Annotated in this window: 2 protein-coding genes; both read right to left on the reverse strand. The window is 77.9% G+C overall.

Annotated elements, in window-relative coordinates; genetic code table 11:
- Window positions 1-21: 21 nt before the first annotated feature.
- Window positions 22-7413, reverse strand: a complete 7392-nt coding sequence (locus AB2U05_RS00410) for a type I polyketide synthase (RefSeq protein ID WP_369182048.1) — start codon at window positions 7411-7413, stop codon at window positions 22-24.
- Between the two features lie 25 nt (window positions 7414-7438).
- A complete protein-coding gene (locus tag AB2U05_RS00415) occupies window positions 7439-18631 on the reverse strand; it encodes a type I polyketide synthase (protein ID WP_369182049.1) in 11193 nt (3730 codons plus the stop codon).
- Window positions 18632-18674 lie beyond the last annotated feature (43 nt).

Below are 18674 nucleotides of genomic sequence, written 5' to 3' on the forward strand. Positions count from 1 at the left end.
CGGCGGGCCCCGGGCGTTCCGCTACTCCTCGCCGAACGCGTAGTCGGTCAGGCCCCAGTAGACCCGGAGCCCGGCGATCCTCCCTTCCTCGTCGAGTTCGAAGACGTCCACGCAGTCGATGCTGACCCGGCGCCGCTCGCCGTCCTCGCCGGTGGTCAGGCGGCCGGTGACCGGGACGGCGACCGAGGAGCCGTCCTGGGCGCCGACCGGGTGGCCGACGGCGACCTCGACCCGCGAGCGGTGGAGGGTGATCTCGTAGTACTCGCGCAGCGCCTCGGCGCCCTGGCGCGGCTCCTGGCCGACCGGGTCCTCGATGACGGCGTCCGCGGCGAAGAGCTCCAGGACCTGGTCGACGTCGCCCGCGTTGACGCGGCGGAAGTACTCCAGCACGGTCTCCTTGCGGGTGCGGTCGTCCACGGCGGCGCCGGTGCGCTCGCGCCGCGCGGGGGTGGCGCCGTCCGCCAGCCAGTGGCGCTCGCGCTGGAAGGCGTAGGTGGGCAGGTCCACCAGGGCGGCGCCGGAGCCGGCGAACAGGGCGGGCCAGTCCACCGCGGCGCCTTCGGTGAAGACGGCGGCGAGCGCCGCCAGCAGGGCGCGGCGGGTGGCGAGCCGGGCGGGGTCCACGGTGAGCAGCGGGCTCCCCGCGGCGGGGAGGTCGGTGCTCCAGAAGGCCGGGTCGGCGAACCGCTCGGCGCCGACCGCCGCGCCGCCGAGCAGCACCGGAACGGTGCCGGGCCGCGGCCGCAGCCGCCCGAGCGCGGCCGGGCCGTCCGTCAACAGCGTGACGGCGTCGGCGAGTTCGAGCACTCCGGCGGCGCAGGCGGCCGCGACCAGGCCGGTGCCGCTGCCGGACACCGCGTCCGGCCGCACGCCCCAGGAGGCCAGCAGGCCGTGCAGGGCCAGTTGGGCGGCGAAGGCGGCGGCCCCGGCGAGCGCCGGGTCGACCGGGTCCCCGGCGAGCGGGCGGGCAACGGCGCCGAACACCGCCTCGCGCAGGGACAGTTCGAGCCGGCCGTCGAGGTGGGCGCAGGCCGCGTCCCAGGCGTCCGCGTAGGCGGGCCACGCCTCGTACAGCTCCCGCACGTCGGTGGGCGGGCCGGCGTCGGGGAAGTGCAGGGTCAGCCGGGCCTCGCCGGCCGGCCGCTCGCCGACGACCAGCGCGTCCAGGCCGGCGAGCAGTTCCGGTGGCCCGTCGGCCAGCAGCACGGCCCGGTGGTCGAGGACGGCCCGGCCGGCCGCGAGCGTGCGGGCGACGTCCCCGGGGGGCAGTTCGCCGGCCCGCAGGTGGGCGGCGAGGCGCCGGGCCTGGGCGCGCAGCGCGTCCGGGGTCCGGGCGGAGAGCACGAACGGCAGCGGCCCGTCCGGCGCCGCCGCCCCCGCCGGCTCGGGCGGGGTCGGCGCCTCCTCCACGATCAGGTGCACCTTGGTGCCGCTGCCGCCGAAGGAGGAGACGCCCGCCCGGCGCGGCCGCTCCCCCACCGGCCACGGCACGTCGGTGTCGAGCAGCCGCACCGTGCCCGCCGACCAGTCGACCAGGTCGGACGGCCGGTCGAGGTGCAGCATGGCGGGCTGGAGCCGGTGGCGCAGCGCCAGCACGGTCTTGATCACGCCGACCGCGCCCGAGGCGGCCTGCGGGTGGCCGATGTGCGACTTGACGGTGCCGACCAGCAGCGGCCGCTCGGCGGGCCGCTGCCGCCCGTAGGTGGCGAGCAGCGCCTCGGCCTCCACCGAGTCGCCCAGCGGGGAGCCGGTGCCGTGCGCCTCGACGACGTCGATGTCGGCGGCGCCCAGGCCCGCGTCGGCGAGGGCGGCCCGGATCACCCGTTCCTGGGAGGGGCCGCTCGGGGCGGTCAGGCCGTTGGTCGCGCCGTCGTGGTTGACGGCGGTGCCGCGCAGCACGGCGAGCACGGGGTGGCCGTGGCGGCGGGCGTCGGAGAGGCGTTCGAGCAGCAGCATGCCCGCGCCCTCGCCCCAGCCGGTTCCGTCCGCGGCGGCCGCGAAGGGCTTGCTGCGGCCGTCCGGCGCCGCGCCGCCGCCGAGCGAGGGGAAGGAGACCGGGTGGGAGAGCACGGTGACGCCGCCGGCCAGGGCCAGTGCGCAGTCGCCGGCGCGCAGCGCCCTGGTGGCCAGGTGGATGGCGACGGCGGAGGAGGAGCAGCCGGTGTCGACGGTGAAGGCGGGGCCCTCCAGGCCGAGGGTGAAGGCGATCCGGCCGGCCGCGATCGCGGGCGAGCTGCCGCCGGCCAGGTAGGGGCGGGTGTCCTTCGGGGCCTGCCGGTTGGTGAAGCCGTAGCCCTGGAAGAAGGTGCCGAGGAAGACGCCGGTCCGGCTGCCGCGCAGCGCGCCGGCGTCCAGGCCGCCGCGTTCGAAGGACTCCCAGGACAGCTCCAGCAGCAAACGCTGCTGCGGGTCCATGGCGGTGGCCTCGGCGGCGCCGATGCCGAAGAAGTCCGCGTCGAAGTCGCCGACCCCGGTGAGGAATCCGCCCTCCTGGAGGAAGGTCAGCTGCTCGGGCGCGGTGAGCACGCGGGCCAGGTCGAGGCCTTCCCAGCCGCGGTCCTTCGGGGCCTCGCCGACCATGTCCACGCCGTCGGCGAGCGCCTGCCACAGCTCCTCGGGGGTGCTGATCCCGCCGGGCAGCCGGCAGGCCATGCCGACGATCGCCACCGGGTCGTCGTCCGTGCGCGCGGGCAGCTCGGGGTCGGCGGTGTCCTGGCGGCCGGTCAGTTCGCCGTGGACGTGGCGGGCCAGGGCGGCCGGGGTGGGGTGGTCGAAGGCGAGTGAGGCGGGCAGCCGCAGCCCGGTGGCGGCGTTCAGCCGGTTGCGCAGCTCGACGGCGACGAGGGAGTCGAAGCCGAGCTCGCGGAAGACCCGGCCGGGCTCGACCGCCTCGCCGGAGGCGTGGCCGAGCACGGCGGCCACCTGGGCGCGGACCAGGTCGAGGACGGCCCGCTCCTGCTCGCGCGGGCCGAGGGCGGCCACCCGTTCGGCGAAGCCGCCGTCCACCTGCGGGGCCCGCTCCTCGGCGGCGGCCGCGCTCCGCCGCAGCGCGGGCAGGTCGGCGAGCAGCGGCGCGGGCCGGCGGGCGGTGAAGCCGGGGGCGAAGCGCGGCCAGTCCATGGCGGTGACGGAGACGCAGGCCTCGTCCTGTTCGACGGCCTGGACGAGGGCGGCGACGGCGAGGTCCGGCTCCATCTCGAGGATGCCGCGCCGCTGGAGCAGCTCCCGGACGGTGCCGTCCGCCATCATGCCCGCGCCGCCGCCCCAGCCGCCCCAGGCGATGGCGGTGGCGGTCAGGCCGCGGGCCCGGCGGTGCTCGGCGAGGGCGTCCAGGTGCGCGTTGGCGGCCGCGTAGCCGGCCTGGCCGCCGCTGCCCCAGACGCCGGCGTTCGAGGAGTAGAGCACGAAGGCGTCCAGCTCCCGGTCGCCCAGCAGCTCGTCGAGGTGGACGGCCCCGGCGACCTTGCCCGCGAACAGCCGGGCCGTGTCCGCGAGGTCCAGCTGGTCCACGGTGCTCGCCTGTCCGACGCCGGCGGCGTGCAGCACGGCGGTGGGCGGATGCGCGGAGAGCAGCGCGGCCAGCGCGTCCCGGTCGGCGAGGTCGCAGGCGGCGAGGGTGACCCGGGCGCCGAGCGCGCCGAGTTCGGCCGCCAACTCGGCGGCGCCGGGCGCCCGTTCGCCCTGGCGGCTGGTCAGCACCAGGTGCTCGGCGCCGTTGGCGGCGAGCCAGCGGGCGGCGTGCGCGCCGAGCGCGCCGGTGCCGCCGGTGACCAGGACGGTGCCGCGCGGGCGCCACGGCCGCACGGCGGGCGCGCCGTCCAGCGGGGCGGGGACGAGCCGGCGGGCGAACACCCCGGAGGGGCGGACGGCGAGCTGGTCCTCGCCGTCCGGGTCGGCGAGGACGGCGGCCAGCCGGTCCAGGGCGCGCCGGTCGGGGGCGGCGGGCAGGTCGACCAGGCCGCCCCACAGCTGGGGCTGTTCCAGCGCCACCACCCGGCCCAGGCCCCAGACCTGGGCCTGGGCGGGGCTGCTCGCGTGCTCGGCGCGGGCCACCGAGACGGCGCCGCTGGTCAGGCACCACAGCGGCGCGGGGGTGCCGGCGGCGAGCAGGGCCTGGACGAGGGCGACGGTGCCGGCCAGGCCGGCGGTGAGCAGCGGGTGCTCGGGGTGCGGGCGCTCGTCCGCGGCGAGCAGGGAGAGCACGCCGGCGAGGGGCGTGTCGGCGGGCAGCAGGTCGGCGAGGGCGGTGCGGCCCGGGGGGACGGTGACGGTCAGCACCTCGGCGCCGTGGTCGGCGAGCATCTGCCGGACGGCGTCGACCGGTTCGGCGGCGCCGTTCGGCCGGGTCCCGCCCGCCCGGTGGTCGCCCGCCCGGTCGTCCGCCCGGTGGTCGCAGTCGGGGGCGACCAGCAGCCAGGTGCCGTGCAGGGCCGGCCGGCGCCCGGTGCCGAGCGGCTTCCAGGTGATCCGGTAGCGCCAGGAGTCGATCCGGGCCTGCCGCTGCTGCCCGCGCCGCCAGGCGGCCAGGGCGGGCAGGGCCGGGGCGAGCTGGTCGCCCAGGCGGGCGCCGTCGCCGCCGAGGGCGGCGGCCAGCGCCGTCACGTCCTCCCGGTCCACGGCGTCCCAGAACGCGCTCCCGGCCGGGTCCGCCGCCGCGACGGCGGGCGCGGGCCGGGCCGCTTCGAGCCAGTAGCGCCGGCGCTGGAAGGCGTAGGTGGGCAGGTCGACGGTGCGGGCGCCGGCCGGGAAGGCGGGGCGCCAGTCGACCGCGACGCCCTGCGCCCAGGCCTCGCCGAGGGACCGCAGGAAGCGCTCCGGGCCGCCCTCCTCGCGGCGCAGCGTGCCGACCGCGGCGGCGCGGACCCCGGCCCGCTCGATGGTCTCGCCGATCGCGGGCGCGACCACCGGGTGCGCGCTGACCTCCACGAAGGCGCCGAAGCCGTCCGCCAGCAGCCGCTCCACCGCGTCGGCGAAGCGCACCGGGCTGGACAGGTTGGCGTACCAGTAGTCGGCGCCCAGGGCGGTGGTGTCGAGAGGTCCGCCGGTCACCGTCGAGTAGAACGGCACCGCGGACGGGTGCGGGGCGAGGCCGTCGAGCGCGGCGAGCAGCGCCTCCCGGATCGGGGCGACGTGCGCGGAGTGCGAGGCGTAACCGGCGTCGGTGCGGCGGGCCGGGACGTCCTGGCACTGCGCCAGGAACTGCTCGACGGCCTCGACCTCGCCGGAGACCACGGTGGCGGCGGGGCCGTTGACCACGGCGACCGAGAGCCGGTCGCCGAAGCCGGCGATCCGCTCGGCCACCTCGGCGGCAGGCAGTTGGACGGAGGCCATGGCACCGGTGCCGGCCAGGGCGAGCACGGTGCGGCTGCGCAGCGCGACCACCCGGGCGCCCTCCTCCAGGGTGAGCGCCCCGGCGACGCAGGCCGCCGCGATCTCGCCCTGCGAGTGGCCGACGACGGCGGCCGGCTCGACGCCGAAGGACCGCCACAGCTCGGCCAGCGACACCGCCATCGCCCAGTTCACGGCCTGCACGGTGTCGACCTGCTCCAGGCCCGGCCCGCCGCGCAGGACCGCGGTCAGCGACCAGTCCACGTACGGCGCCAGCGCCGCCTCGCAGTCGGCGATCCGCGCCGCGAACGCCGGTGCGGTGTCGAGCAGTTCGGCGCCCATGCCGACCCACTGCGAGCCCTGGCCGGGGAACACGAAGGCGACCCGGCCGGCGGCGGCGTCGGGGGTGTCGGCGGCGTCGGCGGCCAGCGCGTCCAGTCGGGCGAGCAGCCCCGCCCGGTCGGCGGCGACCGGCACGGCCCGCCGCTCCAGCGCGGCCCGGGTGGTGGCCAGCGAGAGCCCGAGGTCGGCCGGCGCCAGGGCGGGGTGGGCCCGCAGGTGGGCGGCGAGCCGGGCGGCCTGAGCGCGCAGGCCGGCCGCGCCGCGCCCGGACAGCGGTACCGGGACCGCGGCGGCCCTGAACACCGGTTCGGGCAGCGGGAGTTGCCCGGCCCCATCACCGGGCGCCTCCTCGGCGGGCGCCTCCTCGACGGGCGCCTCCTCGACGATCACATGGGCGTTGGTGCCGCTGATCCCGAACGCCGACACTCCGGCCCGGCGCGGCCGCTCGCCGCGCGGCCAGGCGAGCGGCTCGGTGAGCAGCGTGACCGTGCCCGCCGACCAGTCCACGTGCGGGGTCGGCCGGTCGACGTGCAGGGTGCGGGGCAGCAGTTCGTGCCGCAGCGCCATCACCGTCTTGATCAGCCCGGCCAGGCCGGCCGCCGCCTGGGTGTGGCCGAGGTTGGACTTGACCGAGCCGAGCCGCAGCGGCCGGTCGGCGGGCCGGCCGCGCCCGTAGGTGGCGAGCAGGGCGCCGGCCTCGATCGGGTCGCCGAGCGCCGTGCCGGTGCCGTGCGCCTCGACGGCGTCGACGTCCTGCGGCGCGAGCCGGGCGTCGGCCAGCGCGGCGCGGATCACCCGCTGCTGGGCGGGGCCGTTGGGGGCGGTCAGGCCGCTGCTGGCACCGTCCTGGTTGACGGCGGTGCCGCGGACCACGGCGAGCACCCGGTGCCCGTGCCGGCGGGCGTCGGAGAGCCGTTCGACCAGCACGGTGCCGACGCCCTCGGCGAAGCCGGTGCCGTCGGCGGCGGCCGCGAAGGCCTTGCAGCGGCTGTCGCCCGCCATCACGCCGACCCCGCTGAAGCCCAGGAAGGCGCCGGGGATCGCCATCACGGCCGCGCCGCCGACCAGCGCCAGCGAGCACTCCCCCGCGCGCAGCGCCCGCACGGCCAGGTGCAGGGCGACCAGGGAGGAGGAGCAGGCCGTGTCGACGGTGACGGCCGGGCCCTCCAGGCCGAAGGTGTAGGCGAGCCGGCCGGAGAGCACGCTGGCGGAGATCCCGGTGACGGCGTAGGTGGCCACGCCCTCCGGCAGTTCGCCGACACCGTCGCCGTAGCCGGTGTGCGAGGCGCCGACGTAGACGCCGGTGCGGCTGCCCCTGAGCGCGGCCGGGTCGAGCCCGGCCCGCTCGAACACCTCCCAGGAGGTCTCCAGCAGCAACCGCTGCTGCGGGTCCATCGCCAGCGCCTCGCGCGGTGAGATCCCGAAGAAGGCGGGGTCGAACTCGGCGGCGCCGGACACGAACCCGCCCTGCGGGGCGGGCCCGGCGCCGGGCGGGGTGAGTGCGTCCAGGTCCCAGCCGCGGTCGGCGGGCAGCCCGGACAGCGCGTCGCCGCCCTCGGCGACCAGGTGCCACAGCGCCTCCGGCGAGTCCGCGCCGCCGGGGAACCGGCAGGCCGCGGCGACGATCGCCACGGGCTCGGCGGCGGCCTCGGCGAGCTGCTGGTTCTGCCGGCGCAGCCGCTCGTTCTCGGTGAGCGAGCTGCGCAGCGCCTCGACGATCCGTTCGTTGGGTGCAGTCGTCATCTCTGGGCTCCGTTTCGCACGCCGGTCAGGAGTCCTGCGGGCCGAGCGCCAGCTCGACCAGCTGGTCCACGTCCATGCCGGCGATCGCGACGGACGGGTCCTCGTCAGGGGTCGGGGTCGGGGTCGGGGCGGGGGCCGGCTCGGCCAGCCGCAGCAGGGCGTCCAGCACGCCCGACTCGCGCAGCCGGGCCAGCGGGATCGTGGCCAGCGGGATCGCGGCCAGCGCGCGCCGGATGTCGGCCTCCGCGACCGGCCGCGGGCCGGCCTCGGGTGCGCCGCCGCCCGGGGAGGGTTTGCCCGGTGCCAGCTCGTCCAGCAGGTGGCGGGCCAGCGCGGCCGGTGTCGGGTGGTCGAAGACCAGCGTGACGGGCAGCCGCAGCCCGGCGGCCGCGCCGAGCCGGTTGCGCAGCTCGACCGCGGTGAGCGAGTCGAAGCCGAGGTCCAGCAGCCCCCGCTCCGGGTCCACGGCCTGCGGGGAGGCGTGGCCGAGCACGGTGGCGACGTGGCGGCGCACCAGCTCCAGCGCGGCGGGCAGCCGCTCGCCCTCCGGCAGCCGGGAGAGCCGTTCGGCGAGCGCGGCCGCGCCGCCGTCGGCACCGGCGTCCACCGCCCGGCGCGCCGCCGGACGCACCAGGGCCCGGTAGAGCGGCGGCACCGGGGCCTCGCCGAGCCGCGCGCGCAGGCCGGCCAGGTCGAGCCGGATCGGCAGCTGCAGCGGCTGGTCGAGGCGGAGCGCGGTGTCGAACAGGGCCAGGCCCTGCGCGGAGGTCAGCGGCAGGGCGCCGCCCCGGTTCATCCGGGTGACGTCGCCGGCGCCGAGGCGGCCGGTCAGCGCGCTGGTCTCGGCCCAGTAGCCCCAGGCCAGCGAGACGCCGGGCAGGCCCTGGGCCCGCCGGTGCGCGGCCAGCGCGTCCAGGAAGGTGTTGGCGGCGGCGTAGTTGGCCTGGCCGGGGGTGCCGAAGACGCCGGAGGCGGAGGAGAACAGCACGAACGCGGCCAGGTCCTGGTGCCGGGTCAGCTCGTGCAGGTGGGCCGCCGCGTCGAGCTTCGGCCGGAGGACGGCGGCCAGCCGCTCGGGGGTGAGCGCGGTCAGCACGCCGTCGTCCAGCGCGCCGGCCGCGTGCACCACGGCGGTCAGCGGGTGGGCGGCCGGGACGGTGGCCAGCAGCTCGGCCAGCGCCGTCCGGTCGGCGGCGTCGCAGGCGGCGACGGTCACCCGGGCGCCCAACCTGTCGAGTTCTGCGGCCAGTTCGGCGGCGCCGGGCGCCTGCGGGCCGCCGCGGCTGGTGAGCAGCAGGTGCCGGGCGCCGTGCGCGGTGACCAGGTGCCGGGCGAGCAGCGCGCCGAGGGTGCCGGTGCCGCCGGTGACCAGCACGGTGCCCTCGGGATCGAGGGCGTGCGGCACGGTGAGCACCAGCTTGCCGGTGTGCCCGGCCCGGCTCATCCGGCGGAACGCCTCGGGGGCGCGCCGGACGTCCCAGCTGCGGCGCGGGTGGGCGCGCAGGACGCCCCGCTCGAAGAGCGCGAGGACCTCGGTGAGGATCTCGCCGATGCGCTCCGGCCCGGCCTCGGCCAGGTCGTAGGCACGGTAGGCGACACCGGGGTGCGCGGCCGCGACCGCGCCGGGGTCGCGCACGTCGGTGCGGCCGAGCTCCAGGAACCGGCCGCCGCGCGGCAGCAGCCGCAGCGAGGCGTCCACGAACTCGCGGGCCAGCGAGTCCAGCACCAGGTCCACGCCCCGGCCGCCGGTCGCCGCCGCGATCCGCCGCTCGAACCCGAGGTCGCGGGAGGAGGCGATCCGCTCCTCGGGCACGCCCAGCGCGCGCACCGCCGCCAACTTCGCGGGGCTCGCCGTGGCGTACACCTCGGCGCCCAGGTGGCGGGCGAGCTGGACGGCGGCCATGCCGACCCCGCCGGCGGCGGCGTGCACCAGCACCGCCTCGCCCGGCCGCAGTCCGCCCAGGTCGACCAGGCCGTACCAGGCGGTCGCGAACGCCACCGGCACCGTGGCGGCCTGCTCGAACGACCAGCCGGCGGGCATCCGCGCCACCATCCGGTGGTCGGCGACGGCGACCGGGCCGAAGCCGCCCGGGACCATGCCCAGCACCCGGTCCCCCGGCGCGAAGCCGTCGACGCCGGGGCCGACCTCGGTGACCACGCCGGCGGCCTCGCTGCCGAGGAAGCCCTCCCCGGGGTACATGCCGAGGGCGAGCAGCACGTCGCGGAAGTTCAGGCCGGCGGCCCGGACGGCGATCCGCAGCTGACCGGGCGCCAGCGGCGCGAGCGCCTGCGGGAAGGGCACCAGCGCCAGGCTCTCCAGGGTGCCGGCGGCCGCCGTGCCCGCGGACGACGTGCCCACGGACGAGGTGCCCGCGGCCGCGAGGTCCAGCCGCCAGGCGGGGGTGTCCGGCACCGCGAGCGTGCCGTCGCCGCCGGGCCGGGCCAGCCGGGGGGCGAGCACCGTGCCCTCCCGCAGGGCCGCCTGCGGCTCGCCACCGGCCAGGGCGACGGCGACGGCGAGGGCCTGCTCGACCGGGTCCGGGGTGTCCGCGTCCACCAGCAGCAGCCGGTCGGGGTGCTCGGACTGGGCGGACCGCAGCAGGCCCCACACGCCCGCGTGCGCGAGGTCGGTGACGTCCTCGCCGGGGCGGACGGACAGGGCGCCCCGAGTGACGACGGCGAGCCGGGCCGCGGGTCGGCGGTCGTCGGCCAGCCAGCGCTGGGCCGTCGCCAGGGCGCGGGCGGTGGCCGCGTGGGCGACGGCGACCGAGTCCGTTCCGTTCGCCGGGGCGAGCGGGAGGAGGACGACCTCGGTGTCGGCGGGCAGCGCGTCCAGGTCCGGTTCGGCGCCCTCGGCCAGCACGGTCCACCGGCCGCTGTCGGCGGGCTGCGCCTCCACCGGGGTCCAGTCCAGCCGGAACAGCGCGTCCGACCGGCCGGCGGCTCCGGCGGTGGCCAACTGCGCGGCGGAGACCGGGCGCAGCGCGAGCGAGTCGACGACGGCGACCGGCTGCCCGGCCGCGTCCGCCGCCTGCACGGTCACCGCGGACGGCCCGGCGGCGGCGATCCGCACCCGCAGCGCGGGCGCGCCGGTGGCCAGCAGCGTCACGCCCTGCCAGGCGAACGGCAGCAGGGCGGAACCGGCGTCGGCACCGGCGCCGGGCTCGGCGAACTCGCCGAAGCCCATCGCCTGCAGCGCGGCGTCGAAGAGCGCCGGGTGCAGGCCGAAGCGGTCGGCCTGCCGGTCGTGGCCGTCCGGCAGCGCGACCTCGGCGAACACCTCCTCGCCGCGCCGCCAGACGGCGCGCAGGCCCTGGAAGGCCGGGCCGTAGCGGTAGCCCGCGTCGAGCATCGCCGGGTAGAAGCCGGTTGCGTCCACCGGTTCGGCGCCGGGCGGCGGCCAGGCGGTGAGGTCGACGGCTGTGTCCCGGGCTGCCGGTCCGGCGGCCAACACGCCGGTGGCGTGGCGCAGCCAGCCCTCGCCCTGCTCGGCGCGCGAGTGGACGGCGAAGGCCCGCCGCCCGTCCCGGTCCGGCTCCTCGACCCGCAGTTGCACCAGCACCGCCTCGCGCTCGGCGAGCACCAGCGGGGCCTCCAGGGTGAGTTCGTCCACGCGGTCGCAGCCGACCTCGTCGCCGGCCCGGACCGCGAGCTCCACGAAGGCGGTGCCGGGCAGCAGCACGGCGCCGCCCACCGCGTGGTCGGCGAGCCAGGGGTGCGTCCGCGTGGAGAGCCGGCCGGTGAACAGGTACTCGCCGCTGTCGGCGACGGCGACGGCGGCGCCGAGCAGCGGGTGGTCGGCCGGTTCCAGGCCGAGGCCGGCCGGGTCACCGGCGGCCGGGCCGCCGCTCTCCAGCCAGTAGCGCTCGCGCTGGAAGGCGTAGGTGGGCAGGTCCACCAGGGCGGCGTCGGCGGGCAGCACGGTCCGCCAGTCGACGGGCGCGCCGGCCGTCCAGGCCTCGGCGAGGGAGAGCAGGAAGCGCTGCGGCCCGCCCTCGTCGCGACGCAGGGTGCCCAGGGCGACGGCGTTCCGGCCGCTGCGCTCGATGCACTCGCCGACTGCGACGGTCACCACCGGGTGGGCGCTGACCTCGGTGAGGATGCCGAAGCCGCGTGCTGCCAGGGCTTCGACGACCGGGGCGAAGCGGACGGGTTGGCGCAGGTTGGTGTACCAGTACTCCGCGTCAAGGGCGGTGGTGTCCACCTCACCACCCGTGACGGTGGAGTGGAACGGGATGTCGGCCGTGCGCGGGGTGATCGAGGCGAGCGCGGTGAGCAGTTCCTCGCGGATCTGCTCCACGTGCGGGCCGTGCGAGGCGTAGTCGACGTCGATCCGGCGGGCCCGCTCGTGCTGCGCGAGCAGCTGCTCCAGCGCGTCCACGTCACCCGAAACCACCGTCGACGAAGGCCCGTTGAGCGCGGCGACCCCGATCCGACCGCCGTACGGCTCCAGCAGCACCGCCACCTCCTCGGCGGGCAGCGGAAGCGAGACCATGCCGCCCTTGCCGGACAGCGCCAACAGAGCACGACTGCGCAGCGCGACGACCCGGGCACCGTCCTCCAACGACAACGCCCCCGCCACGCAGGCAGCGGCGATCTCGCCCTGCGAGTGCCCCACCACGGCCGCCGGCTCGACGCCAACAGCGCGCCACAGCTGGGCCAGCGCCACCATCACCGCCCACAGCACCGGCTGGACCACGTCGACCCGGTCCAAGTCCTCGCCGCTGCGCAGCACTTCGGTGAGCGACCAGTCCACATGCGGCGCCAGCGCCGCCTCGCACTCCGCGATCCGCGCGGCGAACACCGGCGCCGTGTCCAGCAGTTCGGCGCCCATCCCGGCCCACTGCGAGCCCTGCCCCGGGAAGACGAACACCACCCGCCCGTCCCCCGCGACCCCCGTCACCACCGCCGCAGACGGCTCACCCACCGCCAACGCACGTAGAGCGGCGCACAGTTGCTCCGGCGCGGAGCCGACCACCACCGCACGCCGCTCGAACACCGCCCGCGACTCCACCAGCGAGCGCGCCACGTCCGCCGGGGCGCTGTCCGATGCCGCCGCGGCCAGCCGCTCGGCCTGGCCCGCCAGGGCGCCCGCCGTCCGGCCCGACAGCACCCAGGGCAGGACGGGCGTGTCCAGCACCGGCGCCGGGCGCTCGACGGACGGTCCAGCAGGGAGTTCGGGCTCCGGCGCCTGCTCCAGGATCACGTGTGCGTTGGTGCCGGAGCCGCCGAAGGCCGACACCCCGGCCCGGCGCGGGCGGTCCACCGCGGGCCACTCCCGCTGCTCGGTGAGCAGCCGGACGGTGCCCGCCGACCAGTCCACCTCGGGCGTCGGCTCGTCCGCGTGCAGCGTGCGCGGCAGGATGCCGTGGCGCAGCGCCATCACCGTCTTGATCACCCCGGCGATCCCGGAGGCCGCCTGGGTGTGGCCGATGTTGGACTTCAACGCGCCCAGCCACAGCGGCCGTTCGGGGCTGCGGCCCCGCCCGTACGTGGCGATCAGGGCCTGCGCCTCGATCGGGTCGCCGAGCGTGGTGCCGGTGCCGTGCGCCTCGACGGCGTCGATGTCCTCCGGTGCGAGCCGGGCGTTGGCCAGCGCCTGGCGGATCACCCGTTGCTGGGAGGGGCCGTTGGGGGCGGTCAGGCCGTTGGAGGCGCCGTCCTGGTTGGTCGCGCTGCCCCGGATCACGGCGAGCACCGGGTGGCCGTGGCGGCGGGCGTCGGAGAGCCGTTCCAGCAGCAGGGTGCCCACGCCCTCGCCCCAGCCGGTGCCGTCCGCGTCGGCGGAGAAGGGTTTGCAGCGGCCGTCGCGGGCGAGGCCGCGCTGGCGGCTGAAGGCGACGAAGACGCCCGGGGACACCATGATCATGGCGCCGGCGGCCAGCGCCGTCGAGCACTCGCCGGTGCGCAGCGCCTGGCAGGCCAGGTGGAGGGCGACCAGGGAGGAGGAGCACATGGTGTCGACGGTGACCGCCGGGCCTTCGAGGCCGAAGGTGTAGGCGACCCGGCCGGAGGTGACGGCCGAGGAGCCGCCGAACAGCAGGTGGCCTTCGACGCCGTCCGGTACCCGGGTCAGGCCCTCGCCGTAGCCGGGGTGCGCGGCGCCGACGAACACACCGGTTGCTCCGCCCTTGAGCGCGGCCGGGTCGATTCCGGCCCGTTCGATGGCCTCCCAGGAGGTTTCCAGGAGCAGCCGCTGCTGCGGGTCCATCGCCAGCGCCTCGCGCGGGGAGATGCCGAAGAACCCGGCGTCGAACCGGGAGGCGTCGGTGAGGAAGCCGCCCTCGCGCACGTAGGACTTGCCGGGCCGGTCGGGGTCCGGGTCGTAGAGGCCGTCGGTGTCCCAGCCGCGATCGGTGGGGAACGCGCCGACCGCGTCGCGGCCGTCGAGCACCAGCTGCCACAGGCCCTCGGGGGTGGTCACCCCGCCGGGGTAGCGGCAGGCCATGCCGACGATGGCGATCGGCTCGTCGTCGGTGCCGACTGCGACGGCGGCCGGCAGCGGCGCGGCCGCCCGCAGGCCGAGCAGTTCCTCGCGCAGGTGGCGGGCGAGTGCGGTGGGCGTCGGGTGGTCGAAGACCAGCGTGGCCGGCAGCGGGAGACCGGCTGCCGTGCGCAGCCGGTTGCGCAGGTCGACGGCGATCAGCGAGTCGAAGCCGAGGTCCTTGAACGGGCGGCCGGCCTCCAGCGCATCGGGCGAGTCGTGGCCGAGCGCGGCGGCGACCTCGGTGAGCACCAGGTCGAGCAGGATCCGCTCGTGGTCGGCGGGCGGGGTGTCGGCCAGGCGGCGGGCGAGGTCGGAGTCCGCCGGCTGCGGGGCCTGCTCGGCGGCGCCCAACGCGGCGCGCACCTCGGGCAGTTCGGCGAGCAGCGGGCTTCGGCGCCGGGCGGTGAAGCCGGGCACGAACCGGGCCCAGTCCACGTCGGCGACGGCCAGGAACGTCTCGTCCCGGGCGACGGCCTGCAGCAGGGCGGCGAGTGCCGGTTCGGGGTCCATGGCCAGGACGCCGCGTCGGCGCAGCTGTTCGGTGGCGCCGTCGGTGGCGGTCAGTCCGCCGCCGTCCCAGGCGCCCCAGGCGACCGAGGTGGCGGTGCGGCCGCGGGCCCGGCGGTGCTCGGCGAGCGCGTCGAGGTACGCGTTGGCGCCCGCGTAGGCGCCCTGGCCGCCGCTGCCCCAGACGCCCGCGTTCGAGGAGAAGAGCACGAAGGCGTCCAGCTCCCGGTCCCCGAGCAGGTCGTCCAGGTGGGCGGCCCCCGCCGAGTTACCCGCGACGACGGCGGCGTGCTCGGCCGGGCCGGTCTCGTCGATCGGGCTGGCCTGGGTGATGCCCGCGGTGTGCACGACGGCGGTGAGCGGGGCGTCCGAGGGCACGGCGGCGAGGACGGCGGCCAGCGCCGCCCGGTCGGCGACGTCGCAGGCGGTGACGGTGACCCGGGCTCCCAACCCGGTGAGCTCCTCGGCGAGTTCGGCGGCGCCGGGGGCGGTGGGTCCGCGCCGGCTCGTGAGCAGCAGGTGCTCGGCGCCGCGCGCGGCGAGGGCCCGGGCGACCCGGGCGCCGAGGGCGCCGGTGCCGCCGGTGACCAGCACGGTGCCGCGCGGGCGCCACGGCCGCGGGGCGGGCGCGCCGTTCAGCGCGGCGGGCGCGCCGTCCAGCGGGGCGCGGACCAGGCGGCGGGCGAACACCCCGCCGGCGCGGACGGCCAGTTGGTCCTCGGTGCCGTCCGCGCCCTCGATGCCGCCGAGCACCGCGCAGAGCCGGGCGGCGGCGCGCGGGTCGAGCGCGGCCGGCAGGTCCACCAGGCCGGCCCAGTGGGCGGGCCGCTCCAGGGCGGCCACCCGGCCGAGGCCCCAGACGTGGGCCTGGACGGGGTGGTCGACGGTATCGGCCTTCTCCGCCCGGACGGCGCCGCTGGTGGCGCTCCACAGCCCGGCCTCGATCCCGGCGTCGTCGAGCGCGAGGACGGCCGCGGCGGTCGCGGCGACGCCGGCCGGCACCAGCGGCTGTTCGGCCCGGGGGCGCTCGTCCAGGCCGAGCAGCGAGAGCACCCCGGCCACCGGCCGGTCGGCGGCGGCCGCGCGCAGAGCATCCCCCAGCGCGGCCCGGTCGGCGGTGGCGGCGTCCACCGGCACCGGGACGGGCTCGGCGCCGTGCGCGGCCAGCGCGTCGCGGCAGTCGGCGGCCAGGGCGGTCTCGGCGGGAGGGAGCAGCAGCAGCCAGCGGCCGCTCAGCACGGGCGCTGCGGGCACGGGGACGGGCCGCCAGGCGATCCGGTAGCGCCAGCGGTCGATCGTCGCGGACCGGCGGCGGGCCCGGCGCCAGGCGGCGAGCGCGGGCAGCACGGCCTCCCAGGAGTCCTCGGTGTCCGTCACGTCGATGTCGGCGCTGCTGATCAGCGAGCTGAGGTCCTGGTTCTCGACGGCGGCCCAGAACGCGGTCTCGCTCTCGTCCGCCGGGACGGCGAGCTGTTCGGCGGGCGGGGCTTCCAGCCAGTAGCGGCGGCGCTGGAAGGCGTAGGTGGGCAGGTCGACCGTGGGGCCGCTGCCGAAGACCTCGGGCCAGGCGACGGGCGCGCCGTGCACCCAGGCCTCGGCGAGCGAGCGCAGCACCCGCTCGGAGCCGCCCTCCTCGCGGCGCAGGGTGCCGAGGGCGACGGCGGCGGCGCCGGCCTGCTCGATGCCCTCGCCGATGCCGACGGTGAGCACGGGGTGCGCGCTGGCCTCGACGAACAGGGCGAAGCCGTCGTCGAGCAGGCGGCGCACGACGGGAGCGAAGCGCACCGGCTCGCGCAGGTTGCGGTACCAGTAGGCGGCGTCGAGCGTGCGGGTGTCGATCGGCTCACCCACCAGCGTGGAGTAGAACGGGACTTCGGCCGGGCGCGGGGCGATGCCCTGGAGCGCGGTCAGGATCTCCTCGCGGATCGCCTCCACGTGGGCGGAGTGCGAGGCGTAGTCGACGTCGATCCGGCGCGCCCGCTCGTGCTCCGCCAGCAACTGCTCCAGCGCGTCCGCGTCACCCGAAACCACCGTCGACGAAGGCCCGTTGAGCGCGGCGATCGAGATCCGGCCGCCGTACGGCTCCAGCAGCCGCGCCACCTCCTCGGCGGGCAGCGGGACTGACACCATGCCGCCCTCGCCGGACAGCGCCGGCAGCGCCCGGGCGCGCAGCGCGACGACCCGGGCGCCGTCGTCGAGCGACAGCGCCCCGGCCACACACGCCGCCGCGATCTCGCCCTGCGAGTGCCCGACCACGGCCGCCGGTTCGACGCCGAACGACCGCCAGAGCGCCGCCAGCGACACCATCACCGCCCACAGCACCGGCTGCACGACGTCCACCCGGTCCAACCCCGCACCGCCGCGCAGGACTTCGGTCAGCGACCAGTCCACGTACGGCGCCAGCGCCGCCTCGCACGCGGCGATGCGCGCCGCGAACACCGGCGAGGCGTCCAGCAGTTCGGCCCCCATGCCGACCCACTGCGAGCCCTGCCCCGGGAAGACGAAGACCACGCCCGGCTCGGCCAGCACCGCTCCGCGCACGGTCGCGGCGGTGGTCCGGCCGGCCGCGAGCGCGTCCAGGGCCTGCCGGGCCTGGGCGGGGTCGGCGGCGAGCACCACGGCCCGCCGGTCCAGGGCGGCCCGGGTGGTCGCCAGGGACCGGCCCAGGTCGGCGGGTGCGAGCTCGGGGTGCTGCGCGACGAAGGGCGCCAGCCGGGCGGCCTGGGCGGTGAGCGCCGCGTCGGTGCGGCCGCTGACCGGCCAGGGCAGGACGTCCGCCCGCAGCGGGAGCGGCGCCGCCCGCTCGGCGGGTTCCTGGGCCGGTTCGGCCGGGGCTTCCTCCAGGATCACATGGGTGTTGGTGCCGCTGACGCCGAACGCGGAGACCCCGGCCCGGCGCGGTTCCGTCCCGCGCGGCCACGCCACCGGCTCGGTCAGCAGCCGCACGGTGCCCGCCGACCAGTCCACCTCGGGCGTCGGCGCGTCCACGTGGAGCGTGCGCGGCAGCAGGCCGTTCCGCAGCGCCATCACGGTCTTGATGACGCCGGCCACCCCGGCCGCCGCCTGGGTGTGGCCGAGGTTGGACTTCAACGCGCCCAGCCACAGCGGCCGTTCGGCGGAGTGCGCCGGCCCGTAGGCGGCGATCAGGGCCTGGGCCTCGATCGGGTCGCCGAGCGTGGTGCCGGTGCCGTGCGCCTCGACGGCGTCGACCTGGCCGGCCGTCAGCCGGGCGTGGGCCAGCGCGGCCTCGATCACCCGCTGCTGGGCGGGGCCGTTGGGCGCGGTGAGGCCGTTGGAGGCGCCGTCCTGGTTGACCGCCGAGCCGCGCACCACGGCCAGCACCGGGTGTCCGTGGCGCCGGGCGTCGGACAGCTTCTCGATCAGCAGCATGCCCGCGCCCTCGGCGAAGCTGGTGCCGTCCGCGGCGGCCGCGAAGGCCTTCGAGCGGCCGTCGGCGGCCAGGCCGCGCTGGCGGCTGAACTCCGTGAAGAGGCCGGGCGTGGCCATCACGGTGGCGCCGCCGGCCAGCGCCATGGTGCACTCGCCGGCCCGCAGCGCCTGGCAGGCCAGGTGCAGGGCCACCAGGGAGGAGGAGCAGGCGGTGTCCACGGTGACGGCCGGGCCCTCCAGGCCGAAGGTGTACGAGACCCGGCCGGAGACGACGCTGGCCGCGCTGCCCGTGCCGAGGTAGCCCTCGACGGACTCGGGCACCCGGTCCAGCCGGCTGCCGTAGCCCTGGGCGACCATGCCGACGAAGACACCGATCGGTCTGCCGCCGAGCGAGAGCGGGTCCAGGCCGGCCCGTTCGAAGGCCTCCCAGGAGGTCTCCAGGACGAGCCGCTGCTGCGGGTCCATGGCCAGCGCCTCGCGCGGCGGGATGCCGAACAGCTCGGGGTCGAAGGCGTCGGCCTCGTAGAGGAAGCCGCCCTCGCGGGTGTAGGACGTGCCGGGGCGGTCCGGGTCCGGGTCGTAGAGCGCCTCCAGGTCCCACCCCCGATTTGCCGGGAACCCGGCGACGGCGTCGCCGCCCTCGGCCACCAGGCGCCACAGGTCCTCGGGCGAGGCGACCCCGCCGGGGTAGCGGCAGGCCATGCCGACGATCGCGATCGGCTCGGCCTCCTCCAGTTCCTGCACCCGCCGCCGGGCCTTGCGCAGGTCGGTCGTGGCGCGCTTGAGGTAGTCGCGGAGCTTCGCTTCGTTGCTGGTCACGACTCGGTCACCCATCTCTGCGGTTGCGGGGGCTGCGGTTCGCCGCCTGCGGGCGGCC

The organism is Streptomyces sp. Y1, assembly GCF_041053115.1.
Classification (GTDB): Bacteria; Actinomycetota; Actinomycetes; order Streptomycetales; family Streptomycetaceae; genus Kitasatospora; species Kitasatospora rubellomurina.